We start from the raw sequence: 22,952 nt of genomic DNA, 5'->3' as shown, positions 1-22,952 counted from the left end.
ACTTTAAAAGATATAAATAGGAACAGAGATTTCGGGATACAATTTTTTTGTAAACTCAAAATCACTCTAAATGACAAGTTATGCTATTACAACGCTTTAAATTTGAAATTGTTACATCATAAAAAAAGCCTCAATTTTTGAGGCTCTATGATTTTAAAAGGATTGTTATTTTTTACTTGTAATATAAATGATACCTTTTTCTTTATCTTCTTTATTTTTTACAACTTTTATATTTTTTATGTTATAGGTTTTTAATTTACTCATTTCTTTTTTTGATATAATCTTTCCATCTAAATAATAGGTTATATCTGCATTGTTTTTTTTAATTGAATTTAGATTTTTTTCAATAGATAAATTTCCCTTTTTTTCAGTTGAAAGAGTCTTCTTAGTTATCCAAACCTTGTAATTACTGTTGTTTGTGCTTTCAGAATGGATATTCAGTTTCTTATTTTTTTTAAGCATATCAATTGCCTTGTCAGAACTTATTGGTTTTTTTTCAAAGTAGAATTTTGCTCCTTTTTTTGCTATTTTAATCACTTGGTCTAAATGATTTCTTGGAGGTGGAGGTGGAGGAATAATATCATTTCCCGTTCTTTTTTTCCAAGCTTTATAAGCTTTTTTTGCTTTCAATATTTCTGCTTCTGATGCATTAGGGTTTGGTGGCGGAGGTGGAATTAATAATTTATCTTTCTCAGTCAATTCATTTCTTAATTTGTAAAAAACTTTGTTGTTTTTTCTTAATCTTAAATACGGATTATGAGGATGAACAGGTCTTTTTACTTTTCTTTTATCAGCTTTAGAAAGCTTAAAATATAAAGTGCCTAATAATGAAAATCGTTCTTTTAATTCTTTCTGTCTTTTTTTAGAACTTTTTACAAAGTGTGGTTTTTGATTTCTTTTTGCTTCATAAAGTTTATTCAATTTTTGAAATTTTTTAATGTCATATTGAGTAGAAATATTAGAAATCATTTCTATATCTTCCTTAGAAAGATCAATAATCATTTTACCATTTATTTTTTTAGATTGAATATTAATTGGTCTATTATTTTTAATTAAATGAAGAGCTCTTTTGTAATTAATTTTTTTGCCATTATAGAAATATTCTGCATTTTTATTTTTCTGTTTTTTTACAAAATCTAAAGGAGAAATTGGTGGTGGTGGAGGAATGCTTTCAAAAATTTCTTTAAGATCGTATTCTGTATCATTAATATAATTACTTGGTTTATTATTTTTAAACTCACTAACTATTTTTCCACCATCATATACTTTAGTGATGTATTGCCCTTTTATAACATCACTTGCGTTTGTTTGTTTATTTGATAATATTTTTCCTTTAGAGTCTACTAATTTACCTTCTCTATTATAATATTTATAAGTATTATTTTTCTTAATATAAAAATGTTTTTTGCCTCTTATAATTTTAAACCCAGTAATATCAAAAACTATATCATTTTTATCTTGATAACTTATCTTTAACTCATCTACATCTTTAAGTTTTAATTGAGTGTTGTTACTTTGTTTAGAAGAATTGTTTTTAATAATTGGAGAATCTATATATTCTTTTTTACCTTCTTGAAAGATATAAGATTCACTTTTGTTTAATAGTATTTTACTTAAATATTGCTTAGTTAAATCTTTTTGAATATTTTTAATAAAAGACATACTAATTTTTCCTTTTGTATTAATTTCTAAGTCAGAAAGTTTGCCTTTTGTTTCTTTTAAAAACTCTATTTTTAAATTATTTATCTTAATTTCTCTATTGTTTAAATAATATTTGTTGTTTATAAAATCAATTTTTAAAATAGGATTTTTTTTATCTTCCCAGACTTCAATTACTTCTCCATTAGGTAATTCTGTTTTTAATATTTCTCTTTTTTTCTTACTATTTTCTGGTTGCTCATAGATAGTTTCTAGTTTTTCTGTTTTTTCTTGTGCTTCTACTCTTTCTGCAAAGAGGAAAACAAACCCTGCTAATAACGGAATTACCGCCAGTTTTTTTAACAAGATTTTAGTGTGTGAACTTTGTGTTGTCATCATTTCTAGTCTTTTTTTTGTTAATGAATAATTCAAATTACTGGCCAAGTAATATTCGTTGTTCCAAGCAGCTTTATTCAATAATAAATGCTGATATTGAAAAGTATTTTTATGTTGATTGATAACGGTTTCATCCGCTAAAAATTCGTGATTTAATTGTATCGCTTTTTTTATAAAAATAAATAGTGGGTTTATCCAAAAAGCAGTTTGTAACAACTCAATTAATAAAACATCTATAGTGTGTTTCTGTGTTACATGCGTTAATTCATGGGTAAATAATTCTTCTTCAATTTTGCCTTTTCTATAATCGCTTTTATTGATAAAAATGTAGTTCCAAAATGTATGCGGAAGTATTTCATCATCAACCAAAACTAAAGTTGCTTTTTTGAATTTTATTTTTTTATTGTCTCTTATTTTTTTGATTATTTTAAACAAATTCATTCCAAAACGAATCAAGAAAACAAAAGAAATTAGAATATATATAGCAATAAAAAGTTGTGTATAATCAAAACCTTCTTCAACTATAACTGATGAAAAATTATCTATCACCAAAGGTTCTTTATAAGTTTCATTTACAATTATAGGCTCCACTTTTTTAATGATAGTTATAGTTGCTAACGGAACTAAAAAAGAAAACAAAACACTGCCTAAAAGATAAAAGCGATTAAAATTGTGCATCTTTTCTTTTTCTAAAATAAAATGATAGAAAAAGAGTAGCAAAGACAAACAACCTATAGATTTTAATGCATAAATAATCATTTTTGTTGCTTTTTAATTTGATTGTCAATTACTTTTTTTAACGCTTCTAATTCTTCTGTAGTTAGGTTTGTTTCTTTTGTAAAGAATGATGCAAACTGGCTCGCAGAATTATTAAAGAAGTTTTTAATCAACCCATTTACGTGCTTAGAGAAATAATCTGTTTTTTTTATCAACGGAAAATATTCTCTAGATTTTCCAAATAATTTATAATCTATAAAACCTTTGTCAGAAATTCTTTTAAGCAGTGTTGCAACTGTTGTTGTTGCTGGTTTTGGTTCAGGAAAATCTTCTAATAAATCTTTTAAAAATGCTTTTTTACGTTTCCATAAATACTGCATTAATTGTTCTTCGGTTTTAGATAATTGCATAATTATTTTTATTTTACTCTACAAACATAGAATAAAAATTTTAATTCTACAAATGTAGAGGTTAAATTATTTTCGAAATTTTACTAGAGTTGGCAAAAATGCCCGCGTTAAGGATTGAAGTAATTGTTTGAGCTCTTTTCTGTTTTTACAGAAAAAGCGAGTACGAAAAGCCTGACCACGCTTTTCGCGTGGTAACGCCCAAAAAAGAAATCCGCTCAGTAATGAACGGATTTTGATTTTACTTAAATAATTCTGTAAAATATTGATAAAAATAAGGAATAGTTTCAATTCCTTTAAGGTAATTCCAAACTCCAAAATGTTCGTTTGGAGAGTGAATTGCATCAGAATCTAAACCAAACCCCATTAAAATAGTTTTGCTTTTTAATTCTTTTTCAAACAACGCTACAATAGGAATACTACCTCCACTTCTTTGCGGAATTGGCGTTTTTCCAAAGGTTTTACTATAAGCTTTACTTGCTGCTTGATATCCAATATTATCAATTGGAGTTACATAACCTTGTCCTCCATGATGCGGTTTTACAACTACTTTTACTCCAGCTGGAGCAATATTTTCGAAATGATTTTTAAACAAATCTGTAATTTCTTCCCAATCTTGATTTGGCACTAAACGCATCGAAATTTTTGCATAGGCTTTAGAAGCAATGACTGTTTTTGCACCTTCACCAATATAACCACCCCAAATTCCGTTAACATCTAAAGTGGGTCTAATAGAATTACGTTCGTTGGTAGAATATCCTTTTTCGCCATATACTTCATTAATTTTTAAAGCATCTTTATATTCTTCTAAAGAGAATGGTGCTTTTGCCATTTCTGCTCTTTCTTCTGTTGATAATTCTTCTACATTATCATAAAAACCAGGAATTGTTATATGATTATTTTCATCGTGTAAAGAAGCAATCATTTTTGTTAAAACATTAATAGGGTTTGCAACTGCGCCTCCATACAAACCAGAATGTAAATCTCTATTGGGACCAGTAACTTCTACTTCAACATAACTCAAACCACGTAAACCTGTGGTTATTGAAGGTATATTGTTTGCAATCATTCCTGTGTCAGAAATTAGAATAACATCGTTTGCTAATTTTTCTTTGTTTCTTGGTACAAACCAGGCTAAACTTTCAGAACCAACTTCTTCTTCACCTTCAATCATAAATTTTACATTACAAGGTAAATTTCCTGTTGATGTCATATATTCTAAGGCTTTCACATGCATATACATTTGCCCTTTGTCATCACAAGAACCGCGAGCAAAAATTGCTCCTTCAGGATGAATTTCGGTTTCTTTAATTACGGGTTCAAAAGGCGGTGAAGTCCATAATTCTATTGGGTCTGCTGGTTGAACATCATAATGACCGTACACCAAAACTGTGGGTAAATTTTTATCAATTATTTTTTCTCCATAAATAATAGGGTACCCAGGGGTTTCACAAATTTCAACTTTATCGCAGCCTGCTTTTTTAAGACTATTTAAAACAAAATCTGCTGTGTTTAAAACATCTTTTTTAAAGGCTGAATCTGCACTTACAGATGGAATTTTTAGTAAATCTATCAGTTCATTTAAAAATCGTTGTTTGTTGTCTTTTATGTAAGATTTTATAGTATTCATTTTAGGTGTTTTTTTCTTACTCAAAAATAAGAAAAATAATAATGAACTACTTTGAAGTTTGCAAGTATTGTTTATATTTGCATCCCAATTTAATTGGAAAGTTGCAGGCGTGGTGGAATTGGTAGACACGCTAGACTTAGGATCTAGTGCCGCAAGGTGTGAGAGTTCGAGTCTCTCCGCCTGTACAAAGTAAAAAGCTCATCAAATTTTTTGATGAGCTTTTTTGTTTTAATAATTACTGTATTTTTTTAAAAAGGAATAAAGATAGATGCTTTATAAAATTCATCTGAAAGATTAACATCTGTTTTAAGGTTTTTACCTGCAGAAAATCTAAAAGAAATTCCTTTGTCAAATTTTAGTTTAATAGATGGACCTAGCCATTGACGTATTAATTTACTTGATCCATTTTCTATTCTTGTGATTTTAAGATAATCATAATAAACACCTAATATTACTCGATTACCAATTTTAATACCAGGAGCCATCCAGTTTAATAAAAAGTCTCGGGTATTAATGTTTCCATCTTCCCTTAAAGATTTGTAATAAGATAAATATGCTTCAAAATGAAGATTTTTGTTTTGGTATACTGCAAATATTGTAGGAATAATCCCTTCTCCAACTTTTGTTCCTTTATTGTCTGATAAAAATTTTCCGCTAGAAAAACCTATCATAGGATTAAAAAAAAGTTTATTATTCAATAGTTTAAAGCCTAAACCAGCTCCAACTTCTACTCGAAAATCATTGCCTGTTTTTATATTTCCAAAAGTAGAATTTGTCCAAAATATACTATAAACGGTTATATCAAAATTCTTATTAGTTTCAAATTTTCCAAAGAGGATAGGATAAAACCCAGTAGCGCTATTATGCACTAAGTTTACTGCGAATGTTGCTTTGTTTTTTTTCTTTTTTGCGTTAACTTCTTGACCCAAAGTTAAATTTGCAACTAAAAAGAATGTTGCAAAAATAATTGCTGTTTTTTTCATATTTGTTTGTTGTTTTTTTCTTCTTCAAAAGTTCTTTAATTAATTACTCTATGTTTTAGAGGTAAAAGAAGTGGAGAAGGAAATGTATGTGATTGATTATTAGTGTTTAGATATTTTTAGTTAGTGGTGGTTTTAGGTGTAAACCATTTGTTTTGACATCTTAAAGTTTGCTCAATAACATCTCTTGCACAACCTTCTCCACCATTTTTGTCTGAAATGTAATCTGCAATTGTTAGAATTTCAACAGCAGAGTCTTTTGGACAAGTTTTTACTCCACATTTATTCATTACATAATAATCAGGAATATCATCACCCATATAAAGAACTTCGTTAAGATTTACATCATTTTTTTGAACATATTCTTTTAATGCAGCTGCCTTATCATTTATTTTTAAAAAGATATCTTTAACACCAAGCCAATGTAATCTGCTAATTACAGTTTCTGAAGTTCCGCGTGAAATAATTACAACATTATATCCTTTTTTTATAGCGAATTGAATGGCAAATCCATCTTTAATATTCATTGCTCTAATGTCTTCTCCTTTAGGAAAAAGAGTAACCATACCATCAGTTAAAACTCCATCTATATCAAAAATAAAAGTAGTAACGCTTTTTAGTTTATGTTTAAAGTTGTTTTCCATTTTAAAAATTAAACATTGTGTTATTATTTGCTAAGTCTTTTGTTGGAATTTTTTGATAAACACTCCAATGTTCTGCAATTTTTCTATTTTCTAATCGAAACAAATCATAGAGAGCCGTATTTTTTTTTGCGTAAATTCCTTCGCTAATTGATAAAACAAAGTTTCCTTCTCCAAAAACTTTATGTTGTTTTTTGTAACGGGGAAAACTTGAATTATCTTGAATTACTTGAGTTAGGTTTTCTATTCCGTCTGCAAGTGTTGTGCTGTGTTGATGAAAATCTGTCTGAAAAAATTGGCGAGTTAAACCTGCCATTTTTTCTGCATTTTTATTTGTAAGAATATTAAATAGGTTTACAATTAAGGTTTTATTGTTTTCGGTTTTTTCTAAATCTTTTATTTCTATTTCTCCATCAATTTGAGATCTATTAGAAACGTTTAATGAGCTTAATTTAGCCATAACATTCCAATGCTCTGCAATTAAATCATTGCCATCAAAACGAATGATATGAAATGCTACAGTTTCATTAAAACCAAATGGAGTGGCATTTATCCATTTATGGTGCATAATTATATGCTGCCCATCTTCTAGCATACGAATATTTTCAATTTTGCTACCAAAAGTTTTTAATTTTGGTAGCATAGAAAGAAAAGCAGCTCTGCCTGTTGGCACCTTTATATTGTGTTGTATATAGTTTTTATGAACCATTTTTTCAATAGTTTTTTCATCATATTCACTAACGGCATTATGATATGCTTTTGCCTTTTTTTTATAACTCATTTTGGTTAAAATATTAAAAATGTCTTTTTATTAAACAGGGTTTAATTTTTAGAAAAATTAGCAACAAAGTTTTTAATCAAAGATTTAACCTCATTTAAATTGCCTATGGATTCTATATAAGCATCTGGTCTTACTAAAATAGCTTGATTTTTATAGTGCTTAGTTTCTGAACTAAGTTTATTTAGCAAACTATTTTCACTAATTTGTATTAAGTTTATATAATTTGGTAATTCTACATCTAATTCACCGTCACCAAAATAGAGGAGTGTAAATTTTGAGTAATCTAAAAGCGAATAAAGTCTTGTGTTTTTATTGCCATTTTTCATTTCAAAATCGTAAACTCTTGTCCCTTTAATTCCTTCTTTTCCATAGCGTATTCCCATTCCTGTAATATTTCCAGCACGTTTTTCTACAACTTTAATATAATCTTTTGCATGTGTTCCTTTGCTTGAGTATTTTGTTGTACGAACCAATTCTCCAGAACTATCAATTACACTTAAAGCAATTGGCTTTCTTTCACTTTCATAAGTTTTAATTAAGTTTTTGTTTGCATTATGATTTTTTACCATACATAATTTCCAAATCAAATTAAAAGCATCTGCTACGCCTGTGTTTAAACCTTGACCTCCATTTACAGAGTGGATATGACATGCATCTCCAGCAAGAAAAACACGATTTTGAACTAAGTAGTTTTCTGCAACAGATTCTTTTACCGCAAATTTAGAAAACCAAACAAGCTTATCTATTTTAGCTGTATGTGGTGCCATTGCTATATTAACTTTTTCCATAGCTTCTTCCATAGTAAAATCTTCGCGATCCATTCTTACATAAAATCTATCTATAGTACCTTCTCTTGGAATCCAGGCTACATCTGATGTTTCTGACTGAAATACAATAATTTCTGGTGCTTTAGGGAAATCAGTTTTAAATTCAGCATCTATGACTGCCCAAATAATTTCTGGTTTAGTAATCTCAAAAGGAACATTAAACTTCTTTCTTACAAATGAACGACCGCCATCTGAACCAATAACATAATCAGACTTAATTATATCTCCGTTAGAAAGTGTACTAATACATCCATCTTCAGTAACTTTAATATCTTCTGCTGTTGTTTGTCTTAATACTGAAGCGTTGATAGAAGTAAGTTTTTTGTCTAAAACTTCTTCAACAAAAGATTGTCCTAACATTAAAAAATGTTTATGTTGGCAGCCTTCTAATTCATCCCACCATTTAGATTGACGAGACACAAATTTTCCTTTTTCAAAAATTGAACTTGTATTGCAAGGTAATCCTTGAGGATACAAATCATTGAATAAATTAGGAATTTCTAACAGTTGTAATGTTCTTGCATTAAGAGCATCTGCTCTTCCTACTTGTAAAGGACCTTCAGATTTGTCTATAATTACAGTTTTTAATCCTGAAAGTTGTGCTAAGTAGGCACTGGTTAATCCTACAGGTCCAGCTCCTACAATAAATATATCGGTTTCTATCGTTTTCATTTTGTATAAATTAAGTGTGGGTTATCCATTTGATTTTCTGCTAGCAAATGTACGCGCCTAATATGTCTAGGAGCTTTTTTTGCAAAAGCTTCACGACCGTGTAAAAGTGTATTGTTATCCGAAAAGACTACATCACCTGTTTTCCATTGATGGGTGTAGAGGTTTTCTTTTGAATAAAGAATTTTATTAAGGTCTTTAATAAAATCTTCTTTTTCTTCTTCTGCAATTCCTTCGATTTCAAATCCAGGATGATTCAAAAAAGAGTCATCTGTATTACTTGTTGGTTCGCAATAACGAATTACTGAATATTCTCTTTCTGGGTGTTTGCAAATAATAGGAGCTTTTGTTTTGCTATCGTAAAATTCCATTTTTCTAAAATATGTACAAGTTACTTTGCTTAATAATTTTTTAACACTTTCAGGAAGATTTTCTAAAATCATTTTTGTGTTTACAAAGGTTGTTCCGCCTTTATTATCTTCTCCTGGTGCGCTAGCACAATGAAAAACTTGAGTTGCAGGAACTTGTTTTCTATACATACCATCCCAATGCATTGGCATATAGCTATTATCAAAAACATGATCTTTTGGATTATCGTGTTGAATAAGCTCTAAAACTTTTCCGAAAGGCCACATACTAATTTCTCCTATTTTTTCGCAATAGTCAGGAAACTCATCTAGATTATCAAAAGTTTTAAAACCTCTAAAAGCAATTAAATGTTCGTTTGTCAATAAATCTTTTATATCATTTATGCTAACATTTTTGATGTTTGCTTCTTTATGAATCGGTTCAATTAACAGACCAAAGGGTTTTAGTTTTGTTGTTTTAAGTTTCATCTTTTTATCCTTTAAATATTAAGCAACAAGTTCGAAGTGACTTAATTGACCATTTTCGTCTTGTATTAATCTTGTATTTAACTTTTCAGCTTCCCAACGTTTCATTAATACAAATTCATTACCAGTATTAACTGCTACACCATGCCATGGCGTTAACCAAGTTTCTACACCAAGAAGTTGTATGCCAATTTTTTTTGAGCCACAAGCTTGTGGATGAATTGAGAAACGAATTGCTTCTGGAAATTTTTCTGCAATTAACTCTGTCCATGCATTACTTCTTATAATAGCGTGGTAAGCCTTTTCTTTGCATTCTTTTTGAATGGCAGTTTTAGATTTTGTTTGCTCAGGAAATGTTCTGTCTTCTACAAGAAAACGAGTTAGCCCACAATACATACGATTAGCCTCAATTTCTTCTTGGTTTGTAGAACCATTTCCACCTTTTTTTACTTTTTCTTTTAATATGTCTATATTTTGACCATATTGTTTTATGAGTTCTGCACGAGAATGGTCGAAATTGCTTCTGTGTGTTACATCATCATAATTTATATCGTCAAGATTAAAAGTAGAAATTGAAGTTAAATTTAATTCTTTAATAATACAATCAATTTCTATCTGATAAGCAGTTATGTTTTTTTCTGAAATTCCAACGATATCACTAAAAACTCTTCCGTCAGAGCAAATAATAACTTCTGCTCCTGGTTCGTAAATTTCTTGAATTTTTTTACATAAATCATTTAAAAATGTTAGTGCTTGTTTTTCCGCCATATCTGGCAGATGTCCTAATACTTTTTCTGGGTTTGGTGATTTTCCTGGAAAAGCAGGTAAAACAAACTTAATTTTTTCATTATTAGAAATTGCTGTTGTTACTTTTTCTAAATGTGGTTTATGACATTTTTGGCATTCATTAGTACAGTTGTTTTCACATTTTGCCATTCTACGAAACAACATAACTTTTGTTAAAATGTTTTTAGCTAGGTGTTTAGGTTTTGTTACTTTAATTGTTTTGGTTTTCATTTTTTGTTCTATTTTTTTAAAGTTATTATTAGAACAATTAAACTTTACAATACCCTATTTTTATTTATAAAAAAAGTAATTTTTGTGCAATTATTTTACAATATAAAGAGCATTACTTAATCTTTTTTAAGAGAAAAATAGCATACTTTTAATTCTATAAATCTTATCAAAAACCTTTATTTAGTAAGGTTTTTGAATTATTAAACAACTTAAAATGAAAAGAAATTGAAATGATAGCTTATGAAGATAATTTTTTTAAATAAAATTTTATACAGAGAACATTAAAGCATCAAATACTTTAAAAGAATTAATTGAAAAAAGGGGAAAGAATTTATTTATAACCTTTACTATTAATTATTTTTAAATGAAATAATTTGAAAATCATCACTTTTTTCAGCAATATCGAATAAATGCTGAGCTTTTGCAGGAGGAATAGTTAATTTTCTTTTTGTTAAGTCTATCCAAGCTCCATAAACTTTTATAATTGCAGAGAGTTTTCCGGATTCATTAAATACTTGGTGTGTAATTTTCCAGCGGTCATTTTTTTCTGACAATCCTGATAATTTAAAATCTACAGTAATTGTTTCACCCAAATGAATTTCTTTTCTAAACGATGTTTCTTCAGTAAATAAAATAGGACCAATGTTATGTTCAGTAAATTTTTCTATAGAAAAATTTTGCTCTCTAAAATAACGTACTCTTACTTCTGCTGCGTAATCATTATATGCTGTGTGACGCATATGTCTGTTGGGGTCAAAATCAGACCATTTGGTGTTGAATGATACTTTAAAACTCATTTTTGTTCGATTAAAAAAACCTGACAGTTTTCGGTTTGAAAAATATCAGGTTTTAAAATTATATTGTAATTCTTTAATTTTTTACAATTTCATTTTTTGTTCTAAGTTTTAGTTCACTTAAAACATTTAATGCCTCAGATACATACATATCTTTAGATAAATTTTTATGCCAAGCAATTCTTTTATCAGCTAAGACCGAATCTTTTTTTAATAATGAAAGCTCATATTTTGGTGATAAAAATTTTAGTTTAGAGTTGTATTTAAATACAGATTTAAACTTTTCTGCTTCTTTTTCTTGCGTTCTATTTTCCTTATCAAATAACTTATAATTTAAAGAATAAGAAGTGTCTTCTTGGTTTTCTTTTAACCATTTTGCATACTCATTTACTAATTTAAATTTAGGATCATTTGCAATTCTTTCTTTGCTATTGTAAATTACGTCAGCAAAATTAGCGTAAGAATTTGTTTGATTATACTTTGCATTTGGTACTTTGTCCCAAGCTAAAGCTCCGTCTAAATCTCTTTCGCCCAAGTTCATATAACTATATCTTGTTGGTATTGCAATATCTGAATATACACCTTCTACTTGTGTAGAACCTCCATTTACTCTGTAGAATTTTTGAATAGTCATTTTTAAGTATCCTAAATCTTTTTTATACTTTGGATAAAATTGATTGATAGGTAGTATATTTTGAACAGTGCCTTTACCATAGGTTTGTTTACCTCCAATTATAATTGCTCTTTTGTAATCTTGCATTGCTGCCGCAAATATTTCTGATGCAGAAGCTGAAAATTCGTTTACTAAAACAACCAAAGAACCATTCCATTGTATTTTTGGGTCTATATCTTTTTTAACAATAGGTTTTTCTCCTCTATATTTTACTTGCACAATAGGGCCTTTATCAATAAATAAACCAGAGATTTCAATAGCTGTTTTTAATGAGCCACCTCCATTATTTCTTAAATCTATAATGAGCCCAGAAACTCCTTCTTTTTTTAGCCTTTCAATTTCTAACTCCATATCTTTTGCAGAATCTCTGTAATTCTGATCATCAAAATTAATATAAAATTTAGGGAGATTTATAATGGCATATTTCTTTCCATCTTTTTCTACAATACTAGATTTTACAAAGGTTTCTTCTAATTCTACAACATCTCTTATAATTGAAATTACTTTTGTAGAACCGTCTAATTTTTTCTTTACAGTTAACCTAACTTCTGTTCCTTTTTTACCTTTAATAAATTTTATGGCATCATCTAAACGCATACCTACAATGTCTAGTGGTTTTTTATTTCCTTGGGCAACTTCTAAAATAATATCACCCGCTTCTAATTCTCCTTGTTTCCAAGCTGGTCCGCCAGAAACCAGTTCAAAAACGTGTGTGTAGATTCCTTTTTTTTGCAAACGAGCTCCAATTCCTTCTAACTTACCAGACATACTTTGGTCAAAACGTTCTTTAATTCTTGGTGCCATATAAGTTGTGTGAGGGTCAAAAGCACTCACAACACTATTTAAAAATGTAGAAAACCAATCATCGTGTTCTAATTCTTCTATTCTTAAATAAAGTTCATCCATATTTTTTAGAACTTCTTTTCTGGCTTCTTTTTCAAATTCTTTAAAAGATTTTTTCTTAAATTTTTTATCCTTTTTAGCTTTTTTATCTTGCTTTTCTATTTTGCTTTGAATTCTGCTTAATGTGTTTAATTTTAGTTGTTTACGCCAATAATCTATTAATTGATTTTCGTTTTTGGCAAACTTCATTTTTTCATAATCTATGTCAATATTTTCTTTCTTTTTAAAATTAAAAGGTTGTGCTAATAAATCTCCATAATAAGATTTTGCATTTTTAATTTTTTCTAAAAATCGGTTGTAAACCAAATTGTAAAAAGAAACATCATCATTTAACAATTGATTGTCAATTTGATATTTATACTCAGAAAATTGTTTAATGTCTTTTTGAGTAAAGTAACGTTTGCTAGGATCTAAGCCATTTATGAACCCATTAAAAACGTGTTCAGAAAAATCATCATTCATATCTTTTATAACAAAATGACCGCGCGTTAAAATGTTTTTTAGAACATATATTAAAACTTTATCTTTTTCGGGGTCAGAATTTTTGGTTTTTTCTGATGCATTTATTGTAAAACTATTTAATAGCAATACTGCTGCCATTAAAAAAGTTGTGAATTTAAATTTTGTTTTCATATATCTACTGTCGTGATTTTCTATCTGTAATTACTTTTACTCTTTGCTAAACTACTAAAATAATGCCAAATTTTTTGGTAAAAAAATTATCTAGTTTTCTTTTTATAAATACCTCTAAAAGCTTCCGATATAATTTTATCCTTTTCATCTAAATATTCCCAAACTTGTGTAACAGAATTATCTTTGTTTTTAGACCAAGTTACTTTATTGTAATAATTTCCTTTTTTGCTTTTAATTAAATCGCTTTTTAAAATCATTTTCCCATCAATTAATTTCCCTTTTAAAACTAAAGAAAAACCAGAATTATCAACCCAAACTTGATTCCAACTATCATCAACTTTGTTATAATAATTATAACTTGTTCCTTTATTTGGACTCGTTTTAGAAACCCAATTTTCTTGCATCACACAATTGTTTTGCATTTTAACAAGTGTATTTGTTCCTACTAGTTTTCCAGATGTATTATAGACATTCCAGTTTCCTTCCCAAAAATCAAACTGACTATATTTTTCTCCCGAACAAGGAGCTTTTTTAGAGGTTTGTGCATGAACTGAATTCTGGATGTTTATCATTAAAAAGAAAAATAAAAAAGTAATAATTCTAATCATAATACAAAAAATATACGTTTACAATGTTACATAAAAAACAGAAAGTTTATTCTTTACAAAATGTTAAAAAGAAAATCACTTACATTTGTATTTAAAATTTAGAATATGCAAGACAAACCATTAATTTTAGTTACAAATGATGATGGAATTACGGCTCCTGGTTTACGAGCTTTAATTAGAATTATGAACAAGATTGGAGAAGTTGTAGTGGTGGCTCCTGATAGTCCTCAAAGCGGAATGGGACATGCAATTACAGTTGATAATGTGTTAACATGCAATCCTATAACTATAGATGAAGGTCCGCAATTAGAATACACCTGTTCTGGAACACCCGCAGATTGTGTAAAAATGGCGGTAAATGAAATCTTAAATAGAAAACCAGATTTGTGTGTTGCTGGTATTAATCATGGCCCAAATTCATCTATAAGTGTTATTTATTCTGGTACAATGAGTGCTGCAATAGAAGCAGGTATTGAAGGGATTCCTGCCATTGGGTTTTCTTTGTTAGATTTTAAATGGCATGCAGATTTTAAACCTTCAGAAGAGTATGTAAAAAATATCACTTTAAATGCACTTTTAAATGGTATGCCAGAAGGCGTAGTTTTAAATGTAAATATTCCTATTTTAAAGAAAGAAGAAATTAAAGGTGTTAAGGTTTGCAGACAAGCAAATGGTTACTGGAAAGAAGATTTTGACAAGCGTAAAAGTCCTTTTGGAAAAGAATATTATTGGCTTTCTGGCGAGTTTGTTAACAAAGACAAAGGGCAAGATACAGATGTTTACGCGTTAGAAAACGGGTATATTTCTGTGGTTCCTGTTCAGTTTGATATGACTGCGCATCATTTTATTCAAAAATTAAACTCTTGGGAACTGTAAAAAAAGACATTTTAATAGGCATATTCGTTTCTTTATTTGCCACTTTTGCAGGCATTTTTTTGTATTTAGAATATTTTTCTAGGTTTGGTTTTTATGAAACTTTAGAAATGATAAAACAAGGAAAATTATATGGAAAAGTTTTGTCTTTAGCAGCCATTCCTAATTTATTTGTTTTCTTCATTTTTATGAAAAAGAAACAAGATTACAGAGCAAGAGGAGTTTTGTTAGCAACCATTTTAATAGCATTAACAACTTTAGTTTTAAAGTTTTTCTAATTTAGAATTATGAAATATTACATTATTGCTGGCGAAGCTTCTGGTGATTTACACGGTTCTAATTTAATGAAAGCCTTGTATAAAGAAGATGCAACTGCAACTATTAGATTTTGGGGAGGAGATTTAATGAAAAATGTTGGCGGTACTTTAGTAAGTCATTATAAAGAAAGAGCTTTTATGGGTTTTTTCGAGGTTTTAATGAATCTTTCTAAAGTGTTAGGTTTTATAAAATTTTGCAAAAAAGATATTGCTCAATTTCAGCCAGATGTTATTGTTTTTATAGACAATTCTGGTTTTAATTTACGAGTTGCAAAGTGGGCAAAAGAACAAGGTTTTAGAACCAATTATTATATTTCTCCACAAGTTTGGGCAAGTAGAGCAAGTAGAGTAAAAGACATTAAAAGAGATATAGATAAGCTATTTGTAATTCTACCTTTCGAAAAATATTTTTATAAAAAACACAATTATAATGTTGCTTTTGTGGGGCATCCTTTAATTGATGGAATTGCAGATAGAAAACAAGTTAAATTCTCTGAGTTTAAAAAAGAACATCATTTAAACGATAAACCAATTATTGCGTTATTGCCAGGAAGCAGAAAACAAGAAATAACAAAAATGCTTGCTGTAATGTTGTCTTTGGTTGATGATTTTTCTGAATATCAATTTGTAATTGCAGGCGCACCTAGTCAAGATTTTAGTTTTTATCAGAAAATTATTGGCAATAGAAAAGTGAGTTTTATCAACAATAAAACCTACGATTTATTAAGTGTTTCTTATGCGGCTTTAGTAGCTTCTGGCACAGCAACCTTAGAAGCAGCACTGTTTAAAGTGCCACAAGTTGTTTGTTATAAAGGTGGTAATATTTCGTATCAAATTGCAAAAAGAATCATTACTTTAAAATTTATTTCTTTGGTAAATTTAATTATGGACAAAGAAGTAGTAAAAGAGTTAATTCAGTACGATTTTAATAAAAGAAATCTTAAAAGAGAATTAACAAAGATTTTAGATAAAAACCATAGAGAAAAACTCTTTTTAGAATATTTTGAATTAGAAAAAAAATTAGGAGGCAAAGGCGCTTCAGAAAAAGTAGCAAAACAAATTGTTAAAGATTTAAAAGGAAACTAATTTGAAAAGAAACCTTCTTTTAATTATTATTTTTTCTGTTGTAATGAGCGCTTGCTCATCTTCTAAAAATGTTAATAAAAGCAATAAAAAAGCGATAAAAAAAGTTGATAAAATTGTTGCAAATGCGCTACAATATAAAGGTGTACGTTATAAGTTTGGCGGAACCACAAAACGCGGTATGGATTGCTCTGGAGTGGTTTATGTTGCGTACGGAAGTCAAAATGTTCTGTTGCCAAGAGTTTCTAGAAATATGGCAAAAAGAGGTAAAAAAATCTCTTTGAGCAAAGTAAAAAAAGGAGATTTACTCTTTTTTAGAACCCATAAAAGTAGAAGAAGAATAAATCATGTGGGTTTGGTAGTTTCTCATAGAAAAGGTCAAATTCGTTTTATACATTCAACTTCTTCAAGAGGAGTTATCGTTTCTAGTTTATCTGAAAAATACTGGAAAAAAGCTTTTGTAAAAGCTATAAAAATTTTGTAGTTGTAATAGTTAAAGTTTTTTATTAACTTTAACCTGCTATGAAAAGGTTATTAAATTATTTGCCCTTACATTTTGTTGTATTTCTAATGTTGGGAATTTGTTTCCAGTTTTTCTTTCAGTTTTACAAATTTGGTTTCCTAAAAATTTTTACAGTTTTAAGCTTTTTAAGCATTCTTATTTTGATCATAAATAGGCGCATAGTAACAACAATTGTCACTTTTGTATTATTCTTTTTTGTTGGAGTTTCTGCTGTATATATTAATAACGATGGCAATTATCATTCTTATTACCGTAATTTTTTGCACAATAAATCATCAGTAATTATACAAATTCATAAGGTTTTAAAACCGGGTTTTTATCATCAGAAATACGAAGCAAAAATTATAAAAGTTGATGATAATGTTGCCAAAGGAAAAATCCTTTTAAATATAAAAAAAGATAGTATGTCTGATTTTTTGTTAAAAGTTGATGATAAAATTCTAGCAAAACCTGTTTTTAAAGAAATGATTTCGCCATTAAATCCACATCAATTTAACTATAAATATTATTTAGAAAAAAGAGGGATTCATCAACAAATATTTCTAGAAAAAAATCATTTTTTAAAATTAAATTCTGATAAAAAATCTTTATTAGGATTCTCTGCAAAGTTTAGAAATTTTGTTAAAGAATCTTTAGTAAAATATGATTTTAAGGATAATGAGTTGGCGGTAATAAATGCCTTGTTACTTGGACAAAGGCAAAATATTTCTAGAGAATTAATTACAGATTATCAAAGAGCAGGAGCCATTCATATTTTGGCAGTTTCTGGCTTACACGTTGGAGTTTTTTTAATGATTTTATCTTTTCTATTTTCTCCTTTAGAAAGAATTAAATACGGAAAATTTTTAAAAACCGTAATCTTAATTTTATTATTATGGGTTTTTGCCTTTATTGCAGGTTTTTCAGCCTCTGTTGTAAGAGCAGTTACAATGTTTACTTTTGTTGCAATAGCAATGTCTTTTAGAGGTAAAAATGTAGTTGCATTTTCAATTATTTCCTCTCTTTTTGTATTGTTAATTATAAAGCCAATGTTTTTGTTTGATGTTGGTTTTCAACTAAGTTATTTAGCCGTTTTCGGTATTGTTTGGGTGCATCCAAAATTGAGTGCTGTTTGGAAACCAAAATACAAATTGGTTAATTTTTTCTGGAAATTATTTACAGTTTCTATGGCTGCACAAATAGGAATTTTACCTTTAAGTATTTTTTATTTTCAACAATTTCCTGGGTTGTTTTTAGCTTCGAACCTAATTATTGTTCCGCTTTTAGGAACTATTTTAATTGGCGGAATTGTAGTCATTATTTTATCATTTTTAAACTTTTTACCACAATTTTTTGCTGATTTTTATGGATTTGTAATTGCTAAAATGAACGCTTTTGTTAGCTGGATATCGCATCAAGAAGAATTTTTATTTAAAGAACTTTCTATTTCTTTTTGGATGCTGCTAAGTTGGTATTTTATGATGTTTTTAGGAGTTCAGTTTTTTATTGATCAATCATTAAAAAAACTCTTGTATTTTTTAGGGGCAATTGTTTTAATGCAATCTGTTTTTTTATTCGAAAACAAAGCTCAAGTTTCTAAAAAAGAATTCATCGTTTTTCATAAAAGTAGGTTTTCAGTTTTTGGAAAAAGAGTAGGCGATAAGCTGTTTTTACAACAAAATTTAGATTCTTTAAAAGCAAAAGATGATTATAGTTTTAGAGCATATAGAGTTGAAGAAGACATCAAAAAAATTTACAAAACGAATTTTAAGAATTATTTAGTATTTGCAGATAAACAGATTTTAATAGTTGACAGTTTAGGTGTTTATAAGTTAAAAGGGTTACAAAATCCTATTGTAGTTTTGCAGCATTCGCCTAAAATTAATGTAACAAGATTGATAAAAACAATAAAACCATCAACCATAATTGCAGACGGTTCTAATTATAAAAGTTATGTTTCTCGTTGGAAAAATAGTTGTTTAAAATATCATATTCCTTTTCATTATACAGCCGAAAAAGGAGCTTTTGTAATAAGAGAATAGCCTATAATTTGCTTTTAAACTCTTTGTTAAATTCTTCCCACTTTTTAGTGTTATACATTTTTTCAGAAAAATAAACGAGTATTTTTTCCATTACTGTTTTGTCTAAATACCCAGGAATTCTGTCTAAAACTTTTTCATCTTCAGATAAAAATAATGTAGTTGGATAAGACATTTTACCATTCATTAAAGTAGCTGGTAATTGATGATAACCACGTCTGCCTTCTTTTTGAAATTTAAAAGTATAGCCTCTAAAAATAATGTCTTTTTTTTCTTCGCCATTTAGTTTTACAGGATAAAATTTTTTGTTGATGTAGTTTGCAATTGTTTTATTTGCATACGTGTGTAAATCCATTTTTTTGCAATAGCCACACCAATCTGTATAAACATCAACTAAAATAGGTTTTTTGTTTTTTTTATTAAGCGCAATAGCATCTTCAAAAGATAACCATTTTACAGTTTCTTGAGCTTTTATACCCAATGAAACAAGTAGCATTGTGATTATTAAAAAATGTTTTTTCATATTTAAGTTGCCGCAAATCGTATGCCAAATTTACAAAAAAGAAAACCGCCAAAAAATTACTTTTTAGACGATTTTCTTTTTGTAATAAAAGGATATTTATTTTACTCCGTGCATTAATTTTTTAATAACAGGATATAATATTGCTGATAAAATTGCTAAACCAAAAGAAACAAAGGTTAGTAACCAGAAGAAACTACTTAATCCTTTTTCTTGCGCAATAGCTTCAGAAGATTCTGCAAATACACCTGCTAACTTCATACCAATGGCTACTGCTAAATACCAAATACCAAACATAAAGGCTATCATACGTCCGGGTACTAATTTAGATACATAAGAAAGTGCTACTGGAGATACACAAAGTTCTCCCATTGTATGGAAAAGATAAACAAGTATTAACCAAATAACACTTACAGAAGCTGTTTTTGCACCAGGCTCAATATCGCCAGCGCCAATTGCTATAACTGCCATTCCTAAACCTAATAAACCCATTCCAATTGCCCATTTCATATTTGCATTTGGGTTGTATTTGCTTTCCCACCATTTAGAAAATAAGGGCGCTAATGTAATAATGTACAATGAGTTTAAAACTGAAAACCAAGAAGCTGGTATTTCTGTTGTATCTTTTTGAAACTCTTCGTTAAGCATCCATAAAGCGATAAACCATATAATGGCAAAACTGGTAGCTAAAAAGATGTTAGACCAAGCATATTTTGCAAATGTCTTTTTAAAGAGTAGCCATAAAACCCAAGTAATAATACCTAAAGGAATGATAGTCATTAAAGAGTTTATTATTTTAAACATAAACCCTGCGCTACCTTCTAAAACTCTATCTGTATAATCTCTAGCGAAAACAGTTAAAGAACTAGGAGATTGCTCAAAAATTGCCCAAAAGAAAATAGTTACAAAAGCAAAAAACATTACTGCTAACATTCTGTCTCTTAAAACAGGTGTGTATTTTGGAATTCTAATTATTAATAATAAAATAAACAGAGCAAATGCTACTAAAATAGCAACAGTAGAACCAGAATAGCCAGCAAATTCAAAAGGGAAAACATTGTATTTTCCTTCGGATATTTTAGATATAGGATCATTAAAAATCCATAACAAACCTAAAAGAGATGCAATAGCTATTAATACTTTTTGAATTCCTGTAAAAGGATTTCTTCCTTCTTCAACTTCTTTTTCGTCTGCTGTAATGTCATCAATGATATCTACATTTTGGTTTTTTACTCCATTACCAATATTTCCAAAAATACCTTGAGCCAACCAAAATTGTAATAACCCAAATAGCATAAAGATTCCTGCAACACCAAAACCCCAAGACCAACCAATTTTTTCACCTAAATATCCACATAATAAGATTCCTAAAAAAGCTCCTGCATTAACACCCATATAGAAAATTGTGTAAGCTCCGTCTTTTTTATCTTCTTTTCCTTTGTACATTTCAGAAATTATAGAAGTCATATTTGGTTTAAAAAAACCACTACCAATAACTAATAACCCTAAACCAGAGTAGATAAAGAAGGATGTTTCTACTGCCATACAAGCGTGACCTAGAGTCATTAATAAAGCTCCAATAACTACAGCTTTTCTAATACCAATTACATTATCTGCAAAATAGCCACCAACCATTGTTGATAAATAAACTAAAGATGTATAGGTTCCAAAAATAGCAAAAGCCCATTCTCTTGGCCAACCCCAACCATCATCTAGTAAGGAGGCAGTAAAAAACAAAACTAAAAGAGCTCGCATTCCATAGTAAGAAAAACGTTCCCACATTTCTGTAAAGAATAATACAAACAATCCAGCAGGATGCCCTAAAACTTTGTCTTTAAATAAATTTTCAATATCTGTGTTCATAATAAATTAGTTAAATTATTTGTTTAAAAGAAAACCTCAAAGCATAAATGTGTGAGGTTTGTGTGTTTATTAATGTACGTTACCTAGTAATTTTTTCATTAATGGAGAAAACAATAAGACTACTGAACCTGCACCTAAAGAATATAATCCAATAAGATTAAATCCATCAGTATACAAGTTTAAGGTTTCTATGCCTCCAACGTTTGTGTCTGTGCTTTCAACGGATAATTGTTTTGATATAAAACCTACAATTTGAAATGCAAATGCTGATGATAAGAACCAAACTCCCATCATAAAAGAAACAATTCTTTTAGGCGATAAATCTGTAATTTTTGATAATCCTACTGGAGACATAAATAATTCTCCAACAGAAAGTATTAAATACATTACTATTAGATATGCCATTGGTACTAGTCCATTTTCATTGGCACTTGCTCCACTTAACCCCAAAACGTAAAAACTAGCTCCTGCTAAAACCAAACCTAAACCAAATTTATAAGGCGTTCTTGGGTTTAAATTTCTCTTAGATAGATATGCCCATAATAAGGATATTGGAATAGAAAGTAGAATAATGAATACCGGATTTAATGCATTAGTTTGACTTGCATTTAACCATGATAAATCTACATTTCTGTCTGCAAATAAAGTAATTATACTTCCTGATAATTCATGGAAACCCCAGAATAAAGTCATAAAGAAAGTTATTAAAACTGCCATTATTAACTTTTTTCTTTCATCAGGATTTGATTTGTAAATAATAATAGCCATATTAATTAACACTGCAATACCAATAAGAACAAATAAAATATTTACAATGTTTTTATCACCTAAAAAAGTTTCTCCACTTCCAACAGCTTTATATTGTGATAATAAATAAGCAATAATTGGAGCTATTAAAAATGCAACAATAGGTACAAATGTTTTTTGAGGTATACCTAAGATTTTTTTCTCATAGATTTCTTTGTTTGGTGGTAAACCTCTATCCCCAAAAACATTATTTTTTATTCCACTCCAAAAGAAAATAAGACCAGTTAACATTCCAAATCCTGCTAAACCAAAACCATAATGCCAACCATAAGTTTCTCCTAACCAACCACAAATTAACGGAGAAGCAAAAGCACCTATGTTAATACCCATATAAAAAATAGTAAAACCAGAGTCTTTTCTTCTATCTCCATCTTTATATAAAGATCCTACAAAAGTTGAAATGTTTGGTTTAAAGAAACCATTACCCACAACTATAAATGCTAAGGCTAAAAAGAATGCTATGTCATTTTCAATAGCTAATACAAAATGTCCAAGTGACATTAAAATACCTCCTAAAAAAATTGAAGAACGCATTCCTAAAATTTTATCAGAAATTCTTCCGCCAATCACTGTGGATGCATAAACTAAAGATCCATAAGAAGCATAAACAGCTGCAGAAGCTGCATCTTTTTCAGCTAAAGCTTTAAATATTTCATTTACCATATAAAGCATTAATAATGCTCTCATTCCATAGAAACTAAAACGTTCCCATAATTCAGCAAAGAATAAGTAAAATAAACCTTTAGGGTGACCAAACATTTGAGGTTCTTCTTTAGTAATAGTTGTTTCTGACATATTTTT

At 28.8% G+C, this 22,952-nt stretch carries 20 protein-coding genes and 1 tRNA gene; 6 read left to right on the top strand and 15 right to left on the bottom strand.

What is annotated here, in order from left to right:
* Positions 1–165: 165 nt before the first annotated feature.
* From ACY2RX_RS10700 to ACY2RX_RS10690, 3 genes are all read right to left on the bottom strand, one after another.
* On the bottom strand, positions 166–2,793 hold the full coding sequence (locus tag ACY2RX_RS10700) for a M56 family metallopeptidase (RefSeq protein WP_490103973.1): 2,628 nt from the start codon (positions 2,791–2,793) through the stop codon (positions 166–168).
* The gene (locus ACY2RX_RS10695) at positions 2,790–3,161 is read right to left on the bottom strand and encodes a BlaI/MecI/CopY family transcriptional regulator (RefSeq protein ID WP_490103972.1); all 372 of its coding nucleotides are present in this window, start codon (positions 3,159–3,161) and stop codon (positions 2,790–2,792) included. Before ACY2RX_RS10695 ends, ACY2RX_RS10700 begins: the two co-directional genes overlap by 4 nt.
* A gap of 238 nt (positions 3,162–3,399) precedes the next feature.
* Complete coding sequence (locus ACY2RX_RS10690; RefSeq protein ID WP_490103971.1) at positions 3,400–4,788, bottom strand: dipeptidase; 1,389 nt, start codon at positions 4,786–4,788, stop codon at positions 3,400–3,402.
* 103 nt (positions 4,789–4,891) lie between these two features.
* On the opposite strand from ACY2RX_RS10690, the gene ACY2RX_RS10685 reads away from it, so the two are divergent.
* Positions 4,892–4,973: transfer RNA gene (locus tag ACY2RX_RS10685), tRNA-Leu, on the top strand.
* Positions 4,974–5,036: 63 nt separating this feature from the next.
* On the opposite strand, the gene ACY2RX_RS10680 is transcribed toward ACY2RX_RS10685, so the two are convergent.
* From ACY2RX_RS10680 to ACY2RX_RS10640, 9 genes are all read right to left on the bottom strand, one after another.
* Positions 5,037–5,771 carry a DUF6733 family protein gene (locus ACY2RX_RS10680; protein ID WP_490103970.1) on the bottom strand — a complete coding sequence of 245 codons (735 nt, stop codon included), beginning with the start codon at positions 5,769–5,771 and terminating at the stop codon, positions 5,037–5,039.
* 116 nt (positions 5,772–5,887) lie between these two features.
* Positions 5,888–6,412: a KdsC family phosphatase gene (locus ACY2RX_RS10675; RefSeq protein WP_490103969.1), complete on the bottom strand. Its 525-nt coding sequence runs from the start codon at positions 6,410–6,412 to the stop codon at positions 5,888–5,890.
* 1 nt (position 6,413) lies between these two features.
* Complete coding sequence (locus ACY2RX_RS10670; protein WP_490103968.1) at positions 6,414–7,190, bottom strand: nuclear transport factor 2 family protein; 777 nt, start codon at positions 7,188–7,190, stop codon at positions 6,414–6,416.
* Positions 7,191–7,231: 41 nt separating this feature from the next.
* Positions 7,232–8,689, bottom strand: coding sequence for an FAD-binding protein (locus ACY2RX_RS10665; RefSeq protein WP_490103967.1), 1,458 nt, complete (start codon positions 8,687–8,689; stop codon positions 7,232–7,234).
* A complete protein-coding gene (locus ACY2RX_RS10660; protein ID WP_490103966.1) occupies positions 8,686–9,522 on the bottom strand; it encodes a TauD/TfdA dioxygenase family protein in 837 nt (278 codons plus the stop codon). The genes ACY2RX_RS10665 and ACY2RX_RS10660 overlap by 4 nt, the downstream gene beginning before the upstream one ends.
* Before the next feature lie 18 nt (positions 9,523–9,540).
* Positions 9,541–10,536 (bottom strand): L-tyrosine/L-tryptophan isonitrile synthase family protein, encoded by a 996-nt coding sequence (locus ACY2RX_RS10655; protein WP_490103965.1) that lies wholly within the window; start codon positions 10,534–10,536, stop codon positions 9,541–9,543.
* 350 nt (positions 10,537–10,886) lie between these two features.
* Positions 10,887–11,333, bottom strand: coding sequence for an acyl-CoA thioesterase (locus ACY2RX_RS10650; protein ID WP_490103964.1), 447 nt, complete (start codon positions 11,331–11,333; stop codon positions 10,887–10,889).
* Positions 11,334–11,406: 73 nt separating this feature from the next.
* Positions 11,407–13,539: a carboxy terminal-processing peptidase gene (locus ACY2RX_RS10645; protein ID WP_490103963.1), complete on the bottom strand. Its 2,133-nt coding sequence runs from the start codon at positions 13,537–13,539 to the stop codon at positions 11,407–11,409.
* Between the two features lie 86 nt (positions 13,540–13,625).
* Positions 13,626–14,147, bottom strand: coding sequence for a hypothetical protein (locus ACY2RX_RS10640; protein ID WP_490103962.1), 522 nt, complete (start codon positions 14,145–14,147; stop codon positions 13,626–13,628).
* Between the two features lie 105 nt (positions 14,148–14,252).
* On the opposite strand from ACY2RX_RS10640, the gene surE reads away from it, so the two are divergent.
* The 5 genes from surE to ACY2RX_RS10615 are packed head-to-tail and all read left to right on the top strand — an operon-like array spanning position 14,253 to position 18,964.
* On the top strand, positions 14,253–15,023 hold the full coding sequence (gene surE, locus ACY2RX_RS10635; RefSeq protein ID WP_490103961.1) for a 5'/3'-nucleotidase SurE: 771 nt from the start codon (positions 14,253–14,255) through the stop codon (positions 15,021–15,023).
* Positions 15,011–15,298 (top strand): hypothetical protein, encoded by a 288-nt coding sequence (locus tag ACY2RX_RS10630; RefSeq protein WP_490103960.1) that lies wholly within the window; start codon positions 15,011–15,013, stop codon positions 15,296–15,298. Before surE ends, ACY2RX_RS10630 begins: the two co-directional genes overlap by 13 nt.
* A 9-nt stretch (positions 15,299–15,307) precedes the next feature.
* Positions 15,308–16,423 (top strand): lipid-A-disaccharide synthase, encoded by a 1,116-nt coding sequence (gene lpxB, locus ACY2RX_RS10625; RefSeq protein WP_490103959.1) that lies wholly within the window; start codon positions 15,308–15,310, stop codon positions 16,421–16,423.
* 1 nt (position 16,424) lies between these two features.
* Entirely contained in the window at positions 16,425–16,904 is a 480-nt protein-coding gene (locus ACY2RX_RS10620; RefSeq protein ID WP_490103958.1) for a C40 family peptidase, read from the top strand.
* Positions 16,905–16,942: 38 nt separating this feature from the next.
* Positions 16,943–18,964, top strand: a complete 2,022-nt coding sequence (locus ACY2RX_RS10615) for a ComEC/Rec2 family competence protein (protein ID WP_490103957.1) — start codon at positions 16,943–16,945, stop codon at positions 18,962–18,964.
* A 1-nt stretch (position 18,965) separates the two neighbouring features.
* On the opposite strand, the gene ACY2RX_RS10610 is transcribed toward ACY2RX_RS10615, so the two are convergent.
* The 3 genes from ACY2RX_RS10610 to ACY2RX_RS10600 all read right to left on the bottom strand — a co-directional run bounded on the left by ACY2RX_RS10610 (position 18,966) and on the right by ACY2RX_RS10600 (position 22,946).
* Entirely contained in the window at positions 18,966–19,484 is a 519-nt protein-coding gene (locus ACY2RX_RS10610; RefSeq protein WP_490103956.1) for a thioredoxin family protein, read from the bottom strand.
* A 96-nt stretch (positions 19,485–19,580) separates the two neighbouring features.
* Complete coding sequence (locus tag ACY2RX_RS10605; RefSeq protein ID WP_490103955.1) at positions 19,581–21,344, bottom strand: peptide MFS transporter; 1,764 nt, start codon at positions 21,342–21,344, stop codon at positions 19,581–19,583.
* Between the two features lie 69 nt (positions 21,345–21,413).
* On the bottom strand, positions 21,414–22,946 hold the full coding sequence (locus ACY2RX_RS10600) for a peptide MFS transporter (RefSeq protein WP_490103954.1): 1,533 nt from the start codon (positions 22,944–22,946) through the stop codon (positions 21,414–21,416).
* Between the last annotated feature and the right edge of the window lie 6 nt (positions 22,947–22,952).

The organism is Polaribacter sp. 2405UD43-2, from assembly GCF_058147125.1.
This window is presented reverse-complemented; position numbering and strand designations above follow the sequence as displayed.